The sequence below is a fragment of the Pseudidiomarina atlantica genome (genome assembly GCF_000753735.1).
Taxonomy (GTDB): Bacteria; Pseudomonadota; Gammaproteobacteria; order Enterobacterales; family Alteromonadaceae; genus Pseudidiomarina; species Pseudidiomarina atlantica.
In genome coordinates, this window is the sequence record NZ_JPIN01000001.1 from 394112 (window position 1) to 412092 (window position 17981).

Annotated in this window: 15 protein-coding genes; 9 read left to right on the forward strand and 6 right to left on the reverse strand. The window is 50.5% G+C overall.

Annotation, left to right across the window (positions count from 1 at the left end; translation table 11 throughout):
* Positions 1–14: 14 nt before the first annotated feature.
* The 4 genes from hexR (at position 15) to IDAT_RS01955 (ending at position 7666) form a co-directional block, all read left to right on the forward strand.
* A complete protein-coding gene (gene hexR / locus IDAT_RS01940; RefSeq protein WP_034729771.1) occupies positions 15–887 on the forward strand; it encodes a transcriptional regulator HexR in 873 nt (290 codons plus the stop codon).
* A 33-nt stretch (positions 888–920) separates the two neighbouring features.
* Positions 921–1925 (forward strand): type I glyceraldehyde-3-phosphate dehydrogenase, encoded by a 1005-nt coding sequence (gap, locus tag IDAT_RS01945; RefSeq protein WP_034729773.1) that lies wholly within the window; start codon positions 921–923, stop codon positions 1923–1925.
* Between the two features lie 109 nt (positions 1926–2034).
* Entirely contained in the window at positions 2035–4674 is a 2640-nt protein-coding gene (locus IDAT_RS01950; RefSeq protein WP_034729776.1) for a glycoside hydrolase family 16 protein, read from the forward strand.
* A gap of 28 nt (positions 4675–4702) precedes the next feature.
* Positions 4703–7666, forward strand: coding sequence for a TonB-dependent receptor (locus IDAT_RS01955; RefSeq protein ID WP_034729779.1), 2964 nt, complete (start codon positions 4703–4705; stop codon positions 7664–7666).
* A 121-nt stretch (positions 7667–7787) separates the two neighbouring features.
* Here IDAT_RS01955 and IDAT_RS01960 read toward each other — a convergent pair whose 3' ends face one another.
* The gene (locus IDAT_RS01960; RefSeq protein WP_034729782.1) at positions 7788–10322 is read right to left on the reverse strand and encodes a glycoside hydrolase family 3 protein; all 2535 of its coding nucleotides are present in this window, start codon (positions 10320–10322) and stop codon (positions 7788–7790) included.
* A 2-nt stretch (positions 10323–10324) separates the two neighbouring features.
* Positions 10325–11557 carry a sugar MFS transporter gene (locus IDAT_RS01965; protein ID WP_051986503.1) on the reverse strand — a complete coding sequence of 411 codons (1233 nt, stop codon included), beginning with the start codon at positions 11555–11557 and terminating at the stop codon, positions 10325–10327.
* A gap of 95 nt (positions 11558–11652) precedes the next feature.
* Between IDAT_RS01965 and IDAT_RS01970 the strand changes: the two genes are divergently transcribed.
* From IDAT_RS01970 to IDAT_RS01985, 4 genes are read left to right on the forward strand one after another with little or no spacing between them, the layout of a single operon-like run.
* On the forward strand, positions 11653–13038 hold the full coding sequence (locus tag IDAT_RS01970; RefSeq protein WP_034729785.1) for a GH1 family beta-glucosidase: 1386 nt from the start codon (positions 11653–11655) through the stop codon (positions 13036–13038).
* Positions 13035–14375: a glycoside-pentoside-hexuronide (GPH):cation symporter gene (locus IDAT_RS01975; protein WP_034729787.1), complete on the forward strand. Its 1341-nt coding sequence runs from the start codon at positions 13035–13037 to the stop codon at positions 14373–14375. The genes IDAT_RS01970 and IDAT_RS01975 overlap by 4 nt, the downstream gene beginning before the upstream one ends.
* Positions 14376–14382: 7 nt before the next feature.
* Positions 14383–15384 carry a LacI family DNA-binding transcriptional regulator gene (locus tag IDAT_RS01980; protein ID WP_034729790.1) on the forward strand — a complete coding sequence of 334 codons (1002 nt, stop codon included), beginning with the start codon at positions 14383–14385 and terminating at the stop codon, positions 15382–15384.
* Between the two features lie 25 nt (positions 15385–15409).
* Complete coding sequence (locus IDAT_RS01985; protein WP_051986504.1) at positions 15410–15913, forward strand: DUF2569 domain-containing protein; 504 nt, start codon at positions 15410–15412, stop codon at positions 15911–15913.
* Here the strand turns inward: IDAT_RS01985 and vapC are convergent.
* Together vapC and vapB are read right to left on the reverse strand one after the other, a co-directional pair.
* Positions 15910–16359, reverse strand: a complete 450-nt coding sequence (vapC, locus tag IDAT_RS01990; protein WP_034729793.1) for a type II toxin-antitoxin system tRNA(fMet)-specific endonuclease VapC — start codon at positions 16357–16359, stop codon at positions 15910–15912. The genes IDAT_RS01985 and vapC overlap by 4 nt on opposite strands.
* On the reverse strand, positions 16356–16586 hold the full coding sequence (gene vapB, locus IDAT_RS01995) for a type II toxin-antitoxin system VapB family antitoxin (RefSeq protein ID WP_034729796.1): 231 nt from the start codon (positions 16584–16586) through the stop codon (positions 16356–16358). The genes vapC and vapB overlap by 4 nt, the downstream gene beginning before the upstream one ends.
* A gap of 133 nt (positions 16587–16719) precedes the next feature.
* Here vapB and IDAT_RS02000 point away from each other — a divergent pair, with 133 nt between their 5' ends.
* Entirely contained in the window at positions 16720–16968 is a 249-nt protein-coding gene (locus IDAT_RS02000) for a hypothetical protein (protein ID WP_034729800.1), read from the forward strand.
* Here IDAT_RS02000 and IDAT_RS02005 read toward each other — a convergent pair.
* Positions 16957–17220 carry a hypothetical protein gene (locus IDAT_RS02005; RefSeq protein ID WP_034729803.1) on the reverse strand — a complete coding sequence of 88 codons (264 nt, stop codon included), beginning with the start codon at positions 17218–17220 and terminating at the stop codon, positions 16957–16959. The two genes, IDAT_RS02000 and IDAT_RS02005, sit on opposite strands and share 12 nt — an antisense overlap.
* A gap of 34 nt (positions 17221–17254) precedes the next feature.
* On the reverse strand, positions 17255–17932 hold the full coding sequence (locus tag IDAT_RS02010; protein ID WP_034729805.1) for a DUF3293 domain-containing protein: 678 nt from the start codon (positions 17930–17932) through the stop codon (positions 17255–17257).
* Between the last annotated feature and the right edge of the window lie 49 nt (positions 17933–17981).

The following is a 17981-nucleotide window of genomic DNA, read 5'->3' on the forward strand; positions in this document are numbered from 1 at the left end:
GTAGGACGCCCACTATGAACTTAATTGAAAAACTTCATACCGAGCTTTCCGGTCTTAGCAAGTCAGAGCGTAAAGTCGCTGCTGTCATCTTGGCTGATCCTGAAGCTGCCATTCATAAAAGCATAGCTAGTTTGGCAGAACTTGCTGATGTCAGTGAGCCAACCGTCAATCGCTTCTGCCGCAGTTTGGGGGCTAAAGGTTATCCGGATTTTAAACTGCAACTCGCACAAAGCTTGGTCAAAGGTGTGCCCTTTGTAAACCGCCATGTCGAGCAAGGCGATGAAATCGCCGATTACACGGCTAAGATTTTTGAGTCTTCGATGGCGGCACTCAATGTCACACGGCAGCAAGTCGATACCCAAGCACTCGATGCAGCTATCGATAAGCTTGCGGCAGCACGCCAGATTAGTTTTTTCGGTTTAGGTGCATCGGCCTCCGTGGCCCACGATGCGCAAAATAAGTTTCTCCGTTTCGACACGCCGGTGCAATTTTCTGATGACGTGCTGATGCAACGCATGCAAGTGATCAACGCACGCCCCGAGGATGTGATTGTCTTTATTAGTCATACCGGTCGCACGCGCGCTTTAGTGGAAATTGCGCAACTGGCGCAGCAAACCAAAGCCACTTTAATCGGCGTCACCGCCGCGGACAGTCCACTCGCGGAGCTATGCAGCTTGGTGCTTTCGACTCATGTGCCAGAAGACACCGACGTATACATGCCAATGGCATCACGTATCGCACAACTAGTGCTCATCGATGTGTTGGTCACCGGTTACACCCTGCGCCGCGGTCCAGACTTCCGCGACCGCCTGCGCTTGATCAAAGAGTCCCTCAAAGACTCCCGCATCACCAAAAAGAGTTCACATAAAACTCCTCCTAACGAATAACGATTAACGATTAACGATTAACGAGGCACTAACATGACCATTAAAGTCGCCATCAACGGCTTCGGCCGCATCGGCAAAAACATCGTCCGCGCTTGGCTTGAACGCGACCTTTGCGACACCATCGAGATTGTCGCCATCAATGATCTGGGCGATCCAGCCACGCACGCGCACCTGCTCAAATACGATTCCGTGCACGGAGTCCTTAACCACGACGTCAGTTACGAAGACGGCTACCTAGTGGTGAACGAGAAGCGGATTAAACTCTGTAGTGAACGCGACCCAGCGCTGTTACCGTGGCAGGCACTCGAAATTGATGTGGTCTATGAGTGTACGGGTTTATTTACAGAACGGGACAAAGCGGCCTTACATTTGCAAGCCGGAGCGCGCAAAGTGCTCGTTTCAGCACCTGCGAAAAACGCCGATGCAACCATTGTTTATGGTGTAAACGACCATTTGCTCAACGACTCCCTTGCAGTTGTATCCAATGCTTCGTGTACCACTAACTGTTTAGCACCTTTAGCGCTTCCGCTGCATCAAGAGCTAGGTATCCAGAATGGCCTGATGACCACGATTCATGCCTATACCAACGATCAAAACTTGATGGATGCCTATCACAAAGACCCACAGCGCGCCCGCGCTGCAGCGTTATCTATGATTCCTTCAAAGACCGGAGCCGCCGCCGCGATTGGTCTTGTTATTCCTGAATTACAAGGACGTTTCGACGGTCTCGCTGTGCGCGTTCCAACGCCCAATGTGTCCTTGGTCGACCTGTCGTTTATTGCCAGCCGTGATACGACCGTTGAGGAAGTGAATGCGATTATCGCCAAGGCCGCAAGTAGTGACCCGTTGCGACAAGTCCTTAGCGTCAATCGCTTGCCTCTGGTGTCGAGTGATTTTAATCATCACCCTGCCTCGTCTATTTTTGACGCTAGTCAAACCCGCGTAAGTGGCCGTCTGGTCAAGGTTATGGCGTGGTACGACAACGAATGGGGTTTCAGTCAGCGGATGTTAGATAACACAATTGCTTGGTTGAATTAGCGAATGATCATTGACGCTAAAAAAATATTGCACTATGTTATGAAAGCGCTTTCATAAAGCAGCTAAAACAAATACAAAACAGCATGTGTGAACAACCAGGAACACAGTTATGTACAACAACATCATGAAAAAGAGCCCCATCGCGGCGCTCTTCCTTACGCTCGGCCTTGTCGGTTGCGGCGGTGATGACGTCAAAACGAATTCTAATTTTGACGCCATCGACCCAAGCGAACCCGTAAGCGACTGGCAACTTGTTTGGAGTGACGAGTTCAATGGCGATGAAATCGATGACCGCAAATGGTCATTCGAAGTCAATTGCTTAGGCGGTGGCAACCAAGAGAAACAGTGTTACACCGACAGCGAAGCCAATGCCTACGTGTCTGAAGATACGTTAAAGATCGTTGCATTGCCTGCCGCAGAAGGCGCTGAGCAACCTTACACGTCAGCCCGTATTAACAGTCGCTTAAAAGGTGACTTCAAATACGGTCGTATCGAAGTCCGCGCCAAAATGCCATTTGGCCAAGGTGCTTGGCCGGCAGTATGGATGATGCCGACCGACTCGGTGTACGGTGGCTGGCCGAAATCGGGCGAAATCGATATTGTTGAAGCTGTGAACCTGAAGGCAGACACTGCTGCAGGGACTCCTGAGAACCACGTTTACGGCACTTTGCACTACGGCCGTGATGCACCGAACAATTCTTCATCAGGTAAAGCCTATGCGCTACCTGAAGGCATGAATCCTGCCGACGACTTCCACACCTATGCGATTGAATGGCAAGAAGGTGAGATTCGTTGGTATGTGGATGGTTATCTCTATGCCACGCAAATGGCATCACAGGAGCGCTACAACAGCCGCGGCGAAGTGGTTGGTTTACGTCATCGTGGTTGGTTCACTGAGTATTACGATCAAACCACTGGCGAATTAACGGTCGATTACGGTCCCGCACCTTTTGACCAGCGCTTCTACCTGATCATGAACCTTGCGGTAGGCGGTAACTGGCCGGAAAGCGTGAACGAAACAGGAATTGACCCAGAAGCCTTTGCTAATGGTCAAACCTTTGAAATTGATTACGTTCGCGTTTACGAGTGTGCACAAAACCCGAACACCGGTCGTGGTTGTGAAACCATTCGTGCCGGTTACAAAGACGAAGACACCTTGGTTGAAGGCGAAGCTCCTATCCCTTCACCGCCTTCTGATGGTGTTGCGCGTAACCTAACCATTTTTGACGGTACGCCAAATCCAAACTGGCCGGCGTGGGACTGCTGTGGTGGTTCAACGCCAGAGTTAGTAGATGACACAGAAGCTGGCCCTGCGTACAAATTTGTTGTGGGTCCAACACCAACGGTAAACGGTTTCATAAGCCGTTCGGCTTTCATTACCGATCCGAATGGCACGCCTTCACCGTTTGACGCGTCGCCGATTGTTGCAACAGGCGCGATTTCATTCGACATGAAAGTGCTTTCACAACCGTCAAACCCTGATTCTACTTGGCTGTTTAAAGTCGAAAGCAACGAAGGCTCAACTGCCGTCGAATTGCCGCTATCGGCAAGCAGCGAAGGCCTGTCTCCGGTTGCTGGTGAATGGCAGACCTTTACCTTCCCCCTACAACCTCTAGCGGATGCTGGCCTAGATGTATCGGGTATCGACGTCATCATGGTCTTCCCTGCTTGGGATACCGGTAATGGCGCAGAATACCTATTGACCAACGTTGAGATTGCCGCACCTGAAGGTCCTTCACCTGAACTGGTCTTGTGGGGTGATGCAGAAAACCCTGATTGGCCAATGTGGGATTGCTGTGGCGGTACCACACCACAGACCGTACAAGACGAAGAACGCGGCCCCGTTGCCGAATTCACCATCGGTGCTACACCTACGGTCATGGGCTTTAAGCCACCAGAAAATAGCGGCATTCAGTTTGACGCCACGAGCATCATGGTTGAAGGTGTCGTGCAGTTTGATATGAAAGTTGTCAACGCACCAAGCAACCCTGATTCCGTATGGAAGTTCAAAATCGAAGCAGACGGCGCGAGCTCGGCGGTTGAAGTTGATCTCAACACCGGTAACGCCGGCGTCGACCCGGTCACGGGTGAATGGGCGACCTATACCTTCCCATTACAGCAACTGTCTGATGCAGGCCTTGATGTCTCAGCCATCGATGTACTGATGATCTTCCCAGCTTGGGATACGGGTAACGGTGCAGTCTATCGTGTTGACGAGGCACGTATTTACAACCCAAGTGCGGGTGAAGACGGTTTAACCGTGTTTGCAAATAACATCAACAGTGACTGGTCACTGTGGGATTGCTGTGCTGGAACGACCCCTGAAGTGGTTGATGCCGGCGCTCCTTATGGTTCGGTCGCGCAGTTTTCGATTCCTGGCTGGCCGGAGACTGTACTTGGTTTCCTCGCGAATGAAGGCGTGTCGTACGATGCCTCAAGCATGGTTGCCAATGGTGCGATTAGTTTCGACATGCGCATTGTTGAAAACCCGACGGGCGGCCCTACGGACTGGTTCTTCAAAGTGGAATCCACCGGAGCTGCGACTGCTGTTGAATTGCCGCTCAGTGCTGGTAACTACGATACCGCACCGGTAGTGGGTGAATGGGCGCGTTACAATTTCCCATTGCAAGAACTGTTCGATGCCGGCCTTGATATCAGTGATATCAACGTGCTGATGATCTTCCCTACTTGGGGCACCGGGCAAGGTACGGTGTATCAAATCGACAACGTGCAAATTGCGAACTTTTAACGCGTACGACAAAACGGAAGCATAGATTATGAAAAAGCTAACTTTTATGAAGTCACCCGTTGCTGCCGCTGTATCCGTCGTACTCGCTGCTGGGTTCGCCCAGCCGCTTTACGCGCAAGAACAAGAGCCGCAACAACAAGAACAAGCTCAAGAAGAAACAGAAGTTATTGAAGTCAAAGGTATTCGTGGCAGTCTCGCCCGTTCTGCTGATTTTAAACGTAACAGCAGTGGCGTCGTCGACGCTATCAACGCGGAAGAGATGGGTAAGTTCCCTGACACCAACCTGGCTGAATCGTTACAACGGATTACCGGTGTATCGGTCAGCCGGGTCAATGGTGAAGGTAGCCAAATCACCGTGCGTGGCTTTGGTCCAGACTTCAACTTGATCACCTTAAACGGGCGGCAAATGCCTGGTACTGGTAATACCCGTTCATACAACCTAGAAAACCTCTCTTCAGAAGGCGTGAGTGCACTTGAAGTCTACAAGACAGCTCGCGCAGCCTTGCCAAGCGGCGGCTTGGGCGCAACGGTGAATATCGTCACTACGCGTCCACTGGCACGCTCTGGTGAAGCCTTCTCGATTATGGGTAAAGGCATGCACGACACCTCGGTGGAAAAAGGTGACGACGTTACTCCTGAAATCGCTGCGGTGTACAGCAACACTTTTGCCGACGATACGTTCGGTTTGGCGTTTTCGTTCTCGAATTACCGCCGTGATTTTCAAATCCAGCGCGCCAACATCCAAGGCTGGCAGGCGAACGTAGGCCTCCCGACGCTCGAAGAAGGTGAGTTTATCGATCCGCGTCCTATCGATGAAGAAGGTAACCGTGTCGGTAACCATTTCTTCCCGAAAGACATGAACTACGGCATCGAAGACTTGAGCCAAGAGCGTACCAACGGTCAGTTGACGCTCCAATTTGCCCCAATTCGTGATTTGATGATTACTGCGGATTACACCGCTAGCCGCTCGCTGACCGGCCGTACTGCATTTGGCTGGGGGATCTGGAACGAGTTTGGCGGCAACATCAACGCGTATGAACTCGACGAGAATGGTACCGCAGTGTATGCCGATATTTCTGGCAACGACGGTTCATTCACCGCCGAAAAAGGCACCACCGAAGTCAAAGCGCAATCAGTTGGCTTGAACATTACGTATGATGTGAACGACGACCTGCGCTTCTGGTTCGACGCCCACGATTCAAGCAATGAAACCGACGATGGCGTTGACCCAGGAAGTAACTTCTTTGGCCAAGTCATTTTGGGCTCAGACCAGCTTGATTCGAAAATTTACGATTATCGTACTGGTGAAATTCCTCAGGTTCTGATCAACTGGGCGAATGGCACGAACGAACTCATGCCAAGTGAAATCGACTCGAACTTTAGTCAGTTCTTCCGTCGCCCTGGCGAGTCAACGGTTAAGCAGTATCAATTTAAATCGGACTGGTACAACAACGGTACCTTCAACGCGCCGCTAGTGAAGATTACTGCCGGTATCTCACGTACCGACCAAACGTTCGGTGGTTACGAGGCGTGGAGTGGTCTTGAAGGCGGTCCTGGCTTTAATCCTGCGTTCGCCTTTATTTTCCCGGACGGTATGTTTACCCGTAACAGCACTGGCGACTTTCTCGACGAATTTGTCGGTGGTGGTGCTGACTTACTCACCAACTATTACTACACCTATGATTTCGATGAAGCAGTTGCGCGTCAGCGTGCCTACTTGACCGAAGCGTTAATGGGCGACGATGCCTACTTAGCTGACCCGTTCCGCAGTGGTATTGATAGCCAGTCCGGGGTTAACGAAGTGACTGATGCGGTGTTTATTCAATCGGATTGGGACTTTGATTTGTGGGGCTACTACTCACAGTTAAACGTGGGCGTGCGCTATGAGCAAACCGACGTGACCAGCACCACGCAGCAGCGTGTCGAGCAGCAAGTTAATTGGGTCAGCCCGTCTGAGTGGATCATGCAATACGAGCCTGCAGGCAGCCAGAACTTCCTAACTCTGACTGGTGAGCACGACGTCGTGTTGCCAATGTTCGACCTAAAAGTTGAATTGACCCCTGACCTACTTGCCCGCTTCTCGTACGGCAAATCCATTACCCGTGCTCCTTTGGGTGCATTGGCCGGTGGGCGTTCGTTGAGTGGTAGTCCGAAACCAGGTTCACGTGTCGGCGGCCAAGGTAATACCAACCTGTTGCCGTTCGAATCCACTAACTTTGACGTGTCGTTGGAATATTACTATGCGCCGGCAAGCTATGCGGCCATTGGTTACTTCCGTAAAGATGTGGACAACTTCATTCAAAACACCATCACGCAAATCACCATTGAAGGCTTGCGCGATATTTTTGAAGGGCCACGCTACAACGCAGCCATTGCCTCTCTAGAATCACGTGGTGAGCAGGCAACCAGTACCGCTATTTTTGAAGAAATGCTGGCACTGGGGTATGGCAACGAAGACGGCGTCATTGAGCCAAACGCAGATGACCCATTGATGGTGTGGAACATCACCCAACCAAGCAACACCGACAGCAAGAAAGTTGACGGCCTGGAAATGGCAGTGCAACACGTGTTCGGTGAATCTGGCTTTGGTTTGGGTGTGAATGCCACTATCGTTAACGGTGATGTTGAATTTGATGTGGATAGTCTGACCCAACAAGCGCCGCTTACCGGCTTGAGTGATTCAGCTAACTTCCAAGCTTTCTACGAGAAAGACGGCTTGTCAGTGAAATTCACTTACGCTTGGCGTGACAGCTACTTGATCGGTGTCGGTCAAGCGCAAGGTTCAGCCGATGCTCCCCCACAGTTTGCCCGTGAATACGGCCAATGGGACATGAGCGTCAACTATGACATCACTGACCGTTTTACTGTCTTCTTCGAAGGTATCAACCTGAACAACGAGACAGAACAAGGATACGGACGTTACGAAGAACAGTTCCTCTTCGCACGTCAGTATGGTCCGCGTTACTCACTAGGCGCTCGCTATAGCTTCTAGTGGGTGCTTGGACACCTAGGGGCGAGCAAACCCCGCAACAAAAAAGTCAAAAAGGAACTAAAAAGGCCCGCAATTTGCGGGCCTTTTTCTTTGGGTAATTGATGCGTAATAGGCGCTAGCTCTACTGCAAGCAAATCGCCTCAGCATCGCTGTCTGCTACCAAACGTACATCGTTAAAGCTAAAGCTCCACTCAGCCGCGGTACGCACGCCAAAGACGCTCGCTACTGCGCCCAAGTCCAAGCCCGCTTGCTGCAAACATTGCACGTTAAAGCTCAGGGTCTGCCAGCTATTATCGGCCACTGCTTGTAATTGTTCGCTGATGTTGGCATCCACACCACAATCAGCGCCACAGGAAAGCCACAAGGCGACATCTTCTGGTACCTCACCATCGAGCTTAACGGTGACCTGTAACGCCGCGTTAGCGTCGCTGTAGGCGCGCAAATCACGTGGGAATGGCGTGACAAACTGAAAGCTCGCCGTGTCTCCCCCGCCAAACTGAATACGCCGCGCATCTTCTTGTACTTGATCATCAAAAGTACGCGCGGTTAATGTGCCAACACTTTGCACACTACTTTCCATGATTTGCTTTTGTTCACCACTTTGTAACTCGAGCAGCCATGGCGCTTGAGGCGCGCGGTCAAAAATGGCCAAATCAGCAGTTTCAACGGTGGCTTCATAGGTCTCTGGCAAAGCATCGCTGAGCGTAGTTGCATCCCCATAACTCAAACCAAAACCGACCGGTAATAACGGCGGGTTTTGCGCGTCAATTAACATGCGGTTAGCTTGGTTTGGGTCGGCTGGCCACGAGAATGGCAAACGCCCTACAAAGTCATATTGCACCGCACCATTGGCGTCACGCAAAATCACATCGGCAACGCCCTCACCTTCACTACCGGGTAACCAGACCGCGACAAAGGCGTCGGAGGCGTTAAGCTCTGGATTCACCCACATCGGGCGACCACTAATAAATAAAGTCACCACCGGCACGCCAGCAGCTTTTAAACGGCGCAATAGCTCTAGGTCAGTGGCATTACCGCGTTGATAGTCGAGATTATCGATATCACCGTTACCTTCGGCGTAAGGTTGCTCACCAAAGACCACTACCGCGACATCGGGCTGCTCAGTAAAACTACCATCGACGGACAACACGGCTTCACCACCAGCGGCAGCGACTTGCTTGGCGATGCCTTGATAGATCGAGGTGCCACCTGGAAAGTCGTCATTGGTGTTACCAGTGCCCTGCCAGCTAATAGTCCAACCGCCTGATTGCTGGCCAATATTATCAGCACCACTGCCAGCGACCAAAATGCGTTGCTTAGGGTCAAGTGGCAGTAGCTGATCGTGGTTTTTCAATAGCACTAATGACTGACGCACTGCTTCACGTGCCACCGCACGGTGCTCCGCAGAGCCAATAAGTTCAGTGCGACCGGCGAGCGGTCGTTGTGCCGGGCTCGCTTTATCGAATAAACCAGCACGCATTTTAACGCGCAGGATACGACGTACCGCATCATCCACTCGACTTTCCGCAATCACACCATCGCGCACTTGCTGAATCAAGTTTTCGTACAATGGCTTCCATGCTGCGGTCGGCACCATATACATATCGAGTCCAGCGTTCGCTGCTTGCGGACAATTGTCGTTGCGACAACCGTCGATTTGGCCATGACCATTCCAGTCACCAACCACAAAACCATCAAAACCCATTTGCTGTTTCAAGACATCGGTCAACAAGTAGTCATGACCATGGATTTTGACGCCGTTCCAGCTGTTAAAACTGGCCATTACGGTTTGTGCGCCGGCATTCAAGCCGCCGACATAACCTTGTGCATGCAGTTCATACAGCGTCTGTTCATCGATTTCGGCGTTGCCTTGATCGATGCCATCCGTGGTGGCACCGTCACCGACAAAGTGCTTAACCGTGCTAATCACTCGCTGTTCTGACAAAAAGTCTTTACCAACGGTGCCTTGCAACCCTCGTACGATAGAAGCTGAGTAGGCTTTAATAATGTCAGGATCTTCAGAATAACTTTCGTAGGTGCGGCCCCAGCGCAAGTTTTGCGCGTTTGCTACGGTCGGAGCAAATACCCAATCGATACCAGTGACCATGACTTCGCGCGCGGTCACCGTGGCAATATCTTCAATCAAATCCGGATTATTGGCGGCGCCTAGGCCAATGTTGTGCGGGACAATAGTCGCGCCAATCACGTTGTTATGCCCGTGTACCGCATCCGTACCCCACATGGTCGGAATATTAATACCATCAAGGCTGTCGTCGACCGATGCTTGATACATGTCTTCCGCCAGCTGGATCCAGTCTTGCGGCGTGGCGTATTTATCATCGTTCGGGAAAGCACCGCCGCCATTTAAGTACGACCCAAAACCGTAACGACGCATGTCTTCAACAGTGATGTCGCGAATTTCTGGCTGAATCATCTGAGCGATTTTTTGTTCAAGGGTCATTTGCGCCAACATATCCGTAATGCGCTGCTCCATTTCCGCATTTTTGTCGACCGGCGATTGAATCGCCGGCCATAACGGCTGTGCTTGCTGGCCATCGTTAGCGGCTGTTTCTGGCGCCTCGCTGCAACCTGCTAAGGTGATTAATACTGCAGTTGCAATGGCACTTTTACGCCAATGAATTGTTTGCAAAACCATGATTACGCCGCCTCCTGCACTGCTTTAAACGGACGTGGAACGTAACCACGAAGACCATAAAAGGCGATGTACACGTAACAGGCCAATGGAATAATAAACGACATTTGGATGCCCACACGATCCGCTAAGAAACCTTGTGCCAGCGGCACAATCGCACCACCGACAATCGCTAAACATAAGATGCCTGAGCCTTGTCCACGGCTGTGTTTCAGATTCTGTAGTGCCAAACTAAAGATGGTTGGGAACATAATCGAGTTACACAAACCGACAAACAGCAATGCCCACATGGCTAAAGTGCCGGAAGTCGTCATCGTCGTCGCAAGTAACAGCACTGCGGCAATGGCATTGAACGCCAACACGCAATTACCAGAGATTTTCTGCATGATGGCTGCGCCCAAGAAGCGCCCCACCATTGCACCACCGAAGTACCAGGAGATGAAGTGGGCTGCTTTTGACGTGCTCATGTCACCAATTTCCGGTTGGGCAATATACATGGCTAGGAAACTACCGATACCCACTTCAGCACCGACATAAACGAAAATGCCAATAGCCCCCAACACTAAGTGGCGCTGTTTCCATGCCGAGCCCTCAGTTGGAAGTATCTCTGCGGCATCCACTCGACCCATGTCTGGTAATTTTAAGCGCATGAAAATAACTGCTATCAATACCAGTGCGCCAGCTAAGATAAAGTACGGTAGGCTGACGGTGTCTTTGCTAACGCCAGTAACTTCAGGGTCTGCAACGCCGCCGAAAATCAACCACGCACCGAAGAACGGCGCTACCGTTGTCCCCAATGAGTTGAATGCTTGGGTCCAAGTGAGGCGGCTAGATGAGGTTTCCGGATCGCCAAGCACGGTGACGTAAGGATTCGCTGCCACTTGCAAAATGGTGATACCTGACGCCAGTACAAAGAGTGCCAGCAAGAATAAACCGTAGATTTCGGCTTGCGCGGCTGGGTAAAACAGCACACAACCCGCACCAGCAATCATTAAGCCAGTGACAATCCCCATCTTGTAACCAATCTTACCAATTAATAAGCCAGCCGGAATCGACACGATAAAGTACGCGCCAAAGAAGCAGAACTGAATCAGCATCGATTGGGCGTAGTTCAAATCGAACAGCAAGCGCAGGTACGGGATCAAAATATCGTTAAGGCAAGTAATAAAGCCCCACATAAAGAAAAGTGTGGTCAACGCAGTCAGCGCGAACCGATAGTTGTTGTTCTGCTCGGTCATGGAAACCTCAATCGTTATAATTTTTTGACCTTGGGTCAGTTTATAGCCTATGATGAAAGCGCTTTCATTTATAGCATATTGGCACGGGATCGCAAATGACAAAAATTACTTTACCGCCCCATTCGAAGCTGCTCACTCCGGAATTTACCTTCGGTGTCGCTACCTCTTCGTTCCAAATCGAAGGAGCAGCCGATCAGCGTGAAGCAAGTATTTGGGACACCTTTTGCGCTCAACCTGGCCGTATCAAAGACGCTTCTAACGGACTGGTCAGCTGTGAACATATCAAACACTGGCGCGAAGATTTAGCACTCATTAGTGATTTAGGTGTTGATGCCTACCGCTTCTCAATTGCATGGGGCCGTGTCATTAATGCCGATGGTTCGGTAAATAAGCAGGGCTTACAATTCTACATCGACCTAGTTGACGGCTTGTTAGCAAATGGCATTGCGCCGCACGTCACGCTTTATCATTGGGATCTGCCACAGTATCTCGAAGATCAAGGTGGTTGGTTGAGTCGCGACACTGTTGCTCGTTTTGCTCAATACGCCGAGGTCATTGGCCAAGCACTAGGTAATAAAGTTGCCGCATATGCCACTATTAATGAGCCATTCTGTAGTGCCTATTTAAGTTACGAGGCTGGCATTCACGCACCGGGGCATAAGAACCGCAAAGAAGGTCGCCAAGCAGCGCATCATTTATTACTCGCGCACGGGGCGGCAATTCAAGTGTTACGTAAACATGCGCCAAAAGCTGAACACGGGATTGTATTAAACTTTAGTCCCTGCCACGCGTTTAGCGATGCTCCAGCCGACCGAGCCGCAGCCGAACTGGCCCATGCATATCATAATCTCTGGTATCTACAACCCTTGTTAAAAGGCAGCTATCCAGACCTGACCCATGTATTAAAAGCCGATGAACTCCCCGACATTCACCCTGGCGATATGCAAATCATTGCCCAGCCACTCGATTTCTTAGGCGTGAACTATTATACCCGTACCGTGTTTCGTGCCAAAAACGGTTGGTTCTCCGATGTGCCACCGACTGAGCCGCCATTGACTACCATGGGCTGGGAGATCTATCCGCAAGGTTTAACTGAAGTGCTGACCCAGCTAAAACACCAAATGCAGGGCTTGCCGCCGATTTACATCACAGAAAATGGTGCTGCCTTCCCTGACGTTATCGACCACAGTGCTGACCACAACGGTGGAGAAATTACAGTTCACGATCCGGCGCGTATCGATTACTATCAGAAGCATTTGTTGGCAGTTGACGACTGTATCAAAGCAGGACTCGATATGCGCGGCTATTTTGCCTGGAGTCTCCTCGATAACTTTGAATGGGCAGAAGGCTACAGTAAGCGCTTCGGTATCGTGTACGTCGATTACACCACGCAACAACGTATTCCCAAGGCTAGCGCCCTCGCCTTACGCGATTTTTGGCGCGCCCGTAAAGCACAGTGGCAGGTTGCGGAGGCACTATGACAGGTTGGCAGCAAGTAAGTCGGCGCGAGAAAATCGCGTACGGCCTAGGTGATACCGCCAGTAACCTGATCTTCCAAACCGTGATGCTATTTTTAGCATTCTTCTATACCGATATTTTCGGTATCTCGGCCGCCACTGTCGGCACTATGTTCCTTGTTGTTCGTCTGATTGATGCCGTTACCGATCCGCTGATGGGCCTGTTGGCCGACAAGACCCGCACCAGATTTGGTTCATTTCGTCCCTATTTACTATGGTTGGTGATTCCCTTTGCAGTATGCAGTATTTTGGCATTCACCACGCCTGATTTAGCTGAGAGCGGCAAAGTCATTTGGGCGTATGCGACCTACACCCTCCTTATGCTCGCCTATACCGCTATCAACATTCCCTATTCGGCACTCGGCGGCGCACTGACCAAAGATCCAGATGACCGCGTATCGATTCAGTCTTATCGTTTCGTTTTCGGTATGCTCGGTGGCCTCATTGTCAGCCTACTCACCTTGCCGTTGGTGGACTATTTTGGTCAAGGTGACCGAGCCTTAGGTTACCAACTCACCATCGGTGCCATGAGTGTCTTTGGCGTGGTGCTGTTCTTACTCTGCTTTGCCGGGACGCGCGAACGCGTGCAGCCACCTACTGACCAACAACTTAATATTCGTACCGGCATGCGCAGCCTCTGGCAAAACTCAGCCATGCGTACTCTGGCCGCGGTCGCAGTATTTGTGCTGATTGGTATTGCCATCAAAAACACCTTGGCGATTTATTACGTCAAATACTTTCTGCTGCGCGAAGATCTCATTACTGAGTTTGTTTCCCTGGGCATGGTCGGCAATATTCTTGGTTGTGCCGTGGCCAATCGTGTTACCCGACATATCGACAAAGTTACCGCTTATAAAGCCTTACACTTGATTGCCGCAGTGCTCTCTGCTGCCGCTTTCTTTATTGCGCCTGAGCAACTCTTGCTGGCCTTTGCCTTGTACTTTTTGTGGAGCTTTTTCTTACAAATGGCAACACCTATGCTGTGGGCCAAAATTGCTGACGTGGTTGATTATGGTCAGCAGCAAACTGGAATTCGCGCCAATGGCTTGGTGTATGCGTCGGTGGTGTTTTTTATCAAAATAGGCATTGCCCTTGGTGGTGCCATTGCCGGTTGGTGGCTCGCGTTTTATGGCTATCAAGCCGACCAAGTGCAAAGCGCGCACACCCAATACGGGATCTTGCTGGCGTTTACCCTGTTACCTGCAGTTGCGTCAATTGTTGTCGCGTGGCTGATGCGCGGGTACACTCTTAGTCAAACACGCGTGGTGGCAATCGCCCGCGAGCTGACGGAAAAAGCATAATAACAACATGGCAACTATCTACGAAGTCTCGAAACTAGCAGGCGTTTCGCTCGCCACAGTCTCCCGCGTTATCAATAAAACGGCGCCAGTGCGTGAGGCTACGCGCGAAAAAGTCGAAGCCGCGATGAAAGAGCTCGGCTACCGCCCCAATTCAGTTGCCCAATCACTCGCCTCGAATCGTTCGAACAGCATTGGTATTCTGGTGCCAGAGCTCGGTGGTCCGTTTTACGCCGAATTACTAAGTCGTATCGAAAACGAGTTTCGCCGGGTCGGAAAGCACGTCATCATCGCCGCCGGTCACAGTGACGAAGAACTCGAACGCGAGAGTATTGAGTTTTTGCGCAGCCGTAATTGCGATGCGCTGATTCTGCACGTTGAAGCAGTCAGCGACGATTACCTGCGTGGACTCGCCGATGCCGGTTGTGCGTTCGTACTGATGAACCGCTTAGTCGAACAGTTAGCCGATCGCTGCATTAATCTTGACAATTTGCTGGGTGGCTACCTTGCCACCAAGCATTTATTAGAACTAGGCCATCGTGCCATTGCCTATGTTTCAGGTCCGATGTGGAAACGCGATGCACAAGAGCGCTATCAAGGGCATCAACGCGCCCTGCAAGAGTTTGGCGTGCCCTTTGACTCGAACTTAGTGTTTGAGGGCGATTATCAGGAGACCGGCGGGGTCAAAGCACTGCAGTATTTCCGCAGCCTCGACAAGCCCTTTACCGCCCTCGTGTGTGCCAACGATGAAATGGCCTCAGGCGCCATCACAACTGCCCACGATTTGGGTATGGATTTGCCCAGCCAACTGTCCGTGGTTGGTTTCGATAACGTCAACTTCGCCCATTACACTTATCCGAAGTTGACCACTATCGATTATCCACTCGGTGAAATTGGCCACATGGCCGCGCAATGGGTACTGAAAAACGTTTATCAACAACCGATTAAGGACATTCGTGCGGTGTTTGCGCCACAACTAGTGATACGCGACTCGACTTACAGAATCAATTAAACGTCAACAACAAGGAATCATAAAAATGACGGAACTAGCTGAAAACAAGGACACAGCACAAGCAACAGAGCCGCAAGGCATTGGTGGTTGGCTTATTTTAGTCGCCATTGGTATTGTCACGGGCCCGATCGTTCTTTTAGTCACGACACTTCCATTGTTATTCGATTTGTTAGCAATCGAGAACTGGAATGTACTTACTAATCCTAATTCAAAATCCTATATCCCTTATTTTGTCGAGCTGGTCACCGGCGAGATGCTGGCCAATGCTCTCATGTTCATCGCCTCACTTTGGCTGGCGGTACTGTTTTTTACTAAGCATCGGTGGTTTGCTCGGGTTTACATAGTCTACGTGCTGGTCAGTGCTTTGATACTGGTTATCGATACCTATTTGGTATCAATTGTATTGCCAGACATGCCAATCTGGGATGAAGAAACAGTGCGCGGCTTTTTCCGTAGCGCAATTGCTATCTGCATCTGGGTTCCTTACATGTTGGTCTCACGCCGCGTAAAAAACACCTTCGTAAGCTAACTGTAGGCTGGCGATGGTTCGTTGAGCGAAAAATTCGGCACGCGTTCTAACCAATTATCAATGACTAACCCCGGAACGCGCGAGAATTCGCGCTGATTGTTGGTCACCAAGATGAGGTTTTCCGAACGTGCGTGACCGGCGATTTGTAGATCATAAGCGCCTATCGGCATTCCTTTAGTGGCAAGCTGTGCGCGTATGATTCCAGTCTGCCGCGCCGCTGCTAAGTCATAATCAAGCACCGTCAAACGGGCTAAAAAGCTCTCGAGCTTTTCCATATTTGCCGTGACCTGCGCCGACTTTTCAGCGCCATAGATAAGCTCCATCGCAGTCACGGAGCTTATTGCAATTTGACGTGATAGCTGCGAAAACACTGGCGCTAATGAAGCAGGTTTATTTTTCATGACGTAAATGCAGAAGTCGGTGTCAAACAAGTAGCGTAACATCATGAATCATCTCGCTCTTGTGGCTGTGGTTGATGACGCTCTGCAAGATAGTCATCCGTAACGGATTCCGCAGCGAACCAAGAAGCCCAACTCTCTCGCGCCGGGGTAATAATGCGACTCTCGCCCACAGCGTAGACCTCAACCTCCTCTACACCATCAGGAAAGGCAACATCTTTTGGCAAGCGCACCGCCTGGGTGCGGTTATTCATAAATAGTTTAGTTTTCGCCATACAAACCTCTGTATATACACTAGGCATATACAAATAATAGTAGCGATTTTGGTAGTGTCAATGAAAACTCTGTATCCTTTATCTGCAGCCTGTAAAATCCTTACTTAAACACGACTGTTAAACGGAGAGGACCATGAAATTAACCGTAGATATTAGCAAGTACCCACTGGCCGACAACTATATCGAGCCGATCAAAGGGTTTATTGAGCAGTTGCATCGCCATGACGGCTTGCACATCATCACCAACACCCTCAGCACGCAGGTTTTTGGTGACTACGATACAGTGATGGCGGCCTTGCAAGACTGCATCAAATGGTCATTTCAGGAATATGGCAAAGTCGTCTTTGTGTGTAAGTTTTTGCACGGTGACTTACGCCCTTAAATAATCCATCACCGCAGCGACATTATCGTCGGTGACCCAGTCGCCAAAACTATCCTCGAGCGCTTGGCGTACTGCTTGCGCCTCGCTCGAACCCTCGAGTACGTAATGCGTTGCCGCGTCTGCAATGCGCTCATATTCGTCAAAGCATTCGTTTTCTTGGCAGCCGGTGTTCATTGGGTCACTTTTAAAGAAAGCGCGACTGATGCGTAACCACAGGCGCTCATACTGCTCTTCATTTGTTGATTCGGTCATCCAAAACCTCCACTGCGTTTGTGCTCCGAGCACTTTAGGTTGTTACCACTAATTCTGGGATCGCTTGTTGGTCAACAAAAACAAAGGCGTTTTGTTCGTATTTTTTTGCAATCGCATTGGCTTCACGCCGGCTAAGATTAAAAATCAGCAAGCTTTTTTCTGGTGGCCACTCATTGTCTGGATCACCACCATAGCCATAAAAGAATGAATTGCCAATCATCTTTATTTCGTCGACGAAACGTTCGTATCGTTCAAGGTTTTCTTCCTGACCAAGCAACTCGCCGTGCGGATTATATGGGGTAATAAAGACAGCTGTCGTCGCTTGAAAGTCGGCCATCATGTAGGCTAAATCGTCACATTTTTTGCCGATTTTCATTTTCGTGGAGTACTGACCATAACGAAATACGTAATCAGCTTTGCGATAGTTGGCCAACAATGCCTCACTCAACTGGGGCGGTTCTGCTGGCGTTCGGTAAGCTGGATAGGCTGAAGCAGGCTCGCCCAGCGCAAGCTCTGCGCCATCGTCACGGAATAGCGCGATACAGTGCCCAGCGCGAATATGTTCAGCTAAATCCCAGTCGTTATGGCACGCATAAACATTGCGCTCACATTCTGGACAGAAGCGAATCGTATCCGCCTCAGTGCGCTCAAGTGCTTCCCAAAGCGCTTCACATTTATATTTGAAAATACAGTTCTCGATTTGCGACTTCATGAAACTTCCGCTACGGATTACCAATCACTACTTATTAATAGCACATAAC

Excerpts from the sequence above, each read along its gene's own strand:
- IDAT_RS02005 (WP_034729803.1), bottom strand. The coding sequence starts at position 17,220 with ATGACCGAATCAACAAATGAAGAGCAGTATGAGCGCCTGTGGTTACGC.
- vapB (WP_034729796.1), bottom strand. The coding sequence starts at position 16,586 with ATGGCGAAAACTAAACTATTTATGAATAACCGCACCCAGGCGGTGCGC.
- IDAT_RS02010 (WP_034729805.1), bottom strand. The coding sequence starts at position 17,932 with ATGAAGTCGCAAATCGAGAACTGTATTTTCAAATATAAATGTGAAGCG.
- IDAT_RS01950 (WP_034729776.1), top strand. The coding sequence starts at position 2,035 with ATGTACAACAACATCATGAAAAAGAGCCCCATCGCGGCGCTCTTCCTT.
- IDAT_RS01970 (WP_034729785.1), top strand. The coding sequence starts at position 11,653 with ATGACAAAAATTACTTTACCGCCCCATTCGAAGCTGCTCACTCCGGAA.
- vapC (WP_034729793.1), bottom strand. The coding sequence starts at position 16,359 with ATGATGTTACGCTACTTGTTTGACACCGACTTCTGCATTTACGTCATG.
- hexR (WP_034729771.1), top strand. The coding sequence starts at position 15 with ATGAACTTAATTGAAAAACTTCATACCGAGCTTTCCGGTCTTAGCAAG.
- IDAT_RS01955 (WP_034729779.1), top strand. The coding sequence starts at position 4,703 with ATGAAAAAGCTAACTTTTATGAAGTCACCCGTTGCTGCCGCTGTATCC.
- IDAT_RS02000 (WP_034729800.1), top strand. The coding sequence starts at position 16,720 with ATGAAATTAACCGTAGATATTAGCAAGTACCCACTGGCCGACAACTAT.
- gap (WP_034729773.1), top strand. The coding sequence starts at position 921 with ATGACCATTAAAGTCGCCATCAACGGCTTCGGCCGCATCGGCAAAAAC.
- IDAT_RS01965 (WP_051986503.1), bottom strand. The coding sequence starts at position 11,557 with ATGACCGAGCAGAACAACAACTATCGGTTCGCGCTGACTGCGTTGACC.
- IDAT_RS01960 (WP_034729782.1), bottom strand. The coding sequence starts at position 10,322 with ATGGTTTTGCAAACAATTCATTGGCGTAAAAGTGCCATTGCAACTGCA.
- IDAT_RS01985 (WP_051986504.1), top strand. The coding sequence starts at position 15,410 with ATGACGGAACTAGCTGAAAACAAGGACACAGCACAAGCAACAGAGCCG.
- IDAT_RS01980 (WP_034729790.1), top strand. The coding sequence starts at position 14,383 with ATGGCAACTATCTACGAAGTCTCGAAACTAGCAGGCGTTTCGCTCGCC.
- IDAT_RS01975 (WP_034729787.1), top strand. The coding sequence starts at position 13,035 with ATGACAGGTTGGCAGCAAGTAAGTCGGCGCGAGAAAATCGCGTACGGC.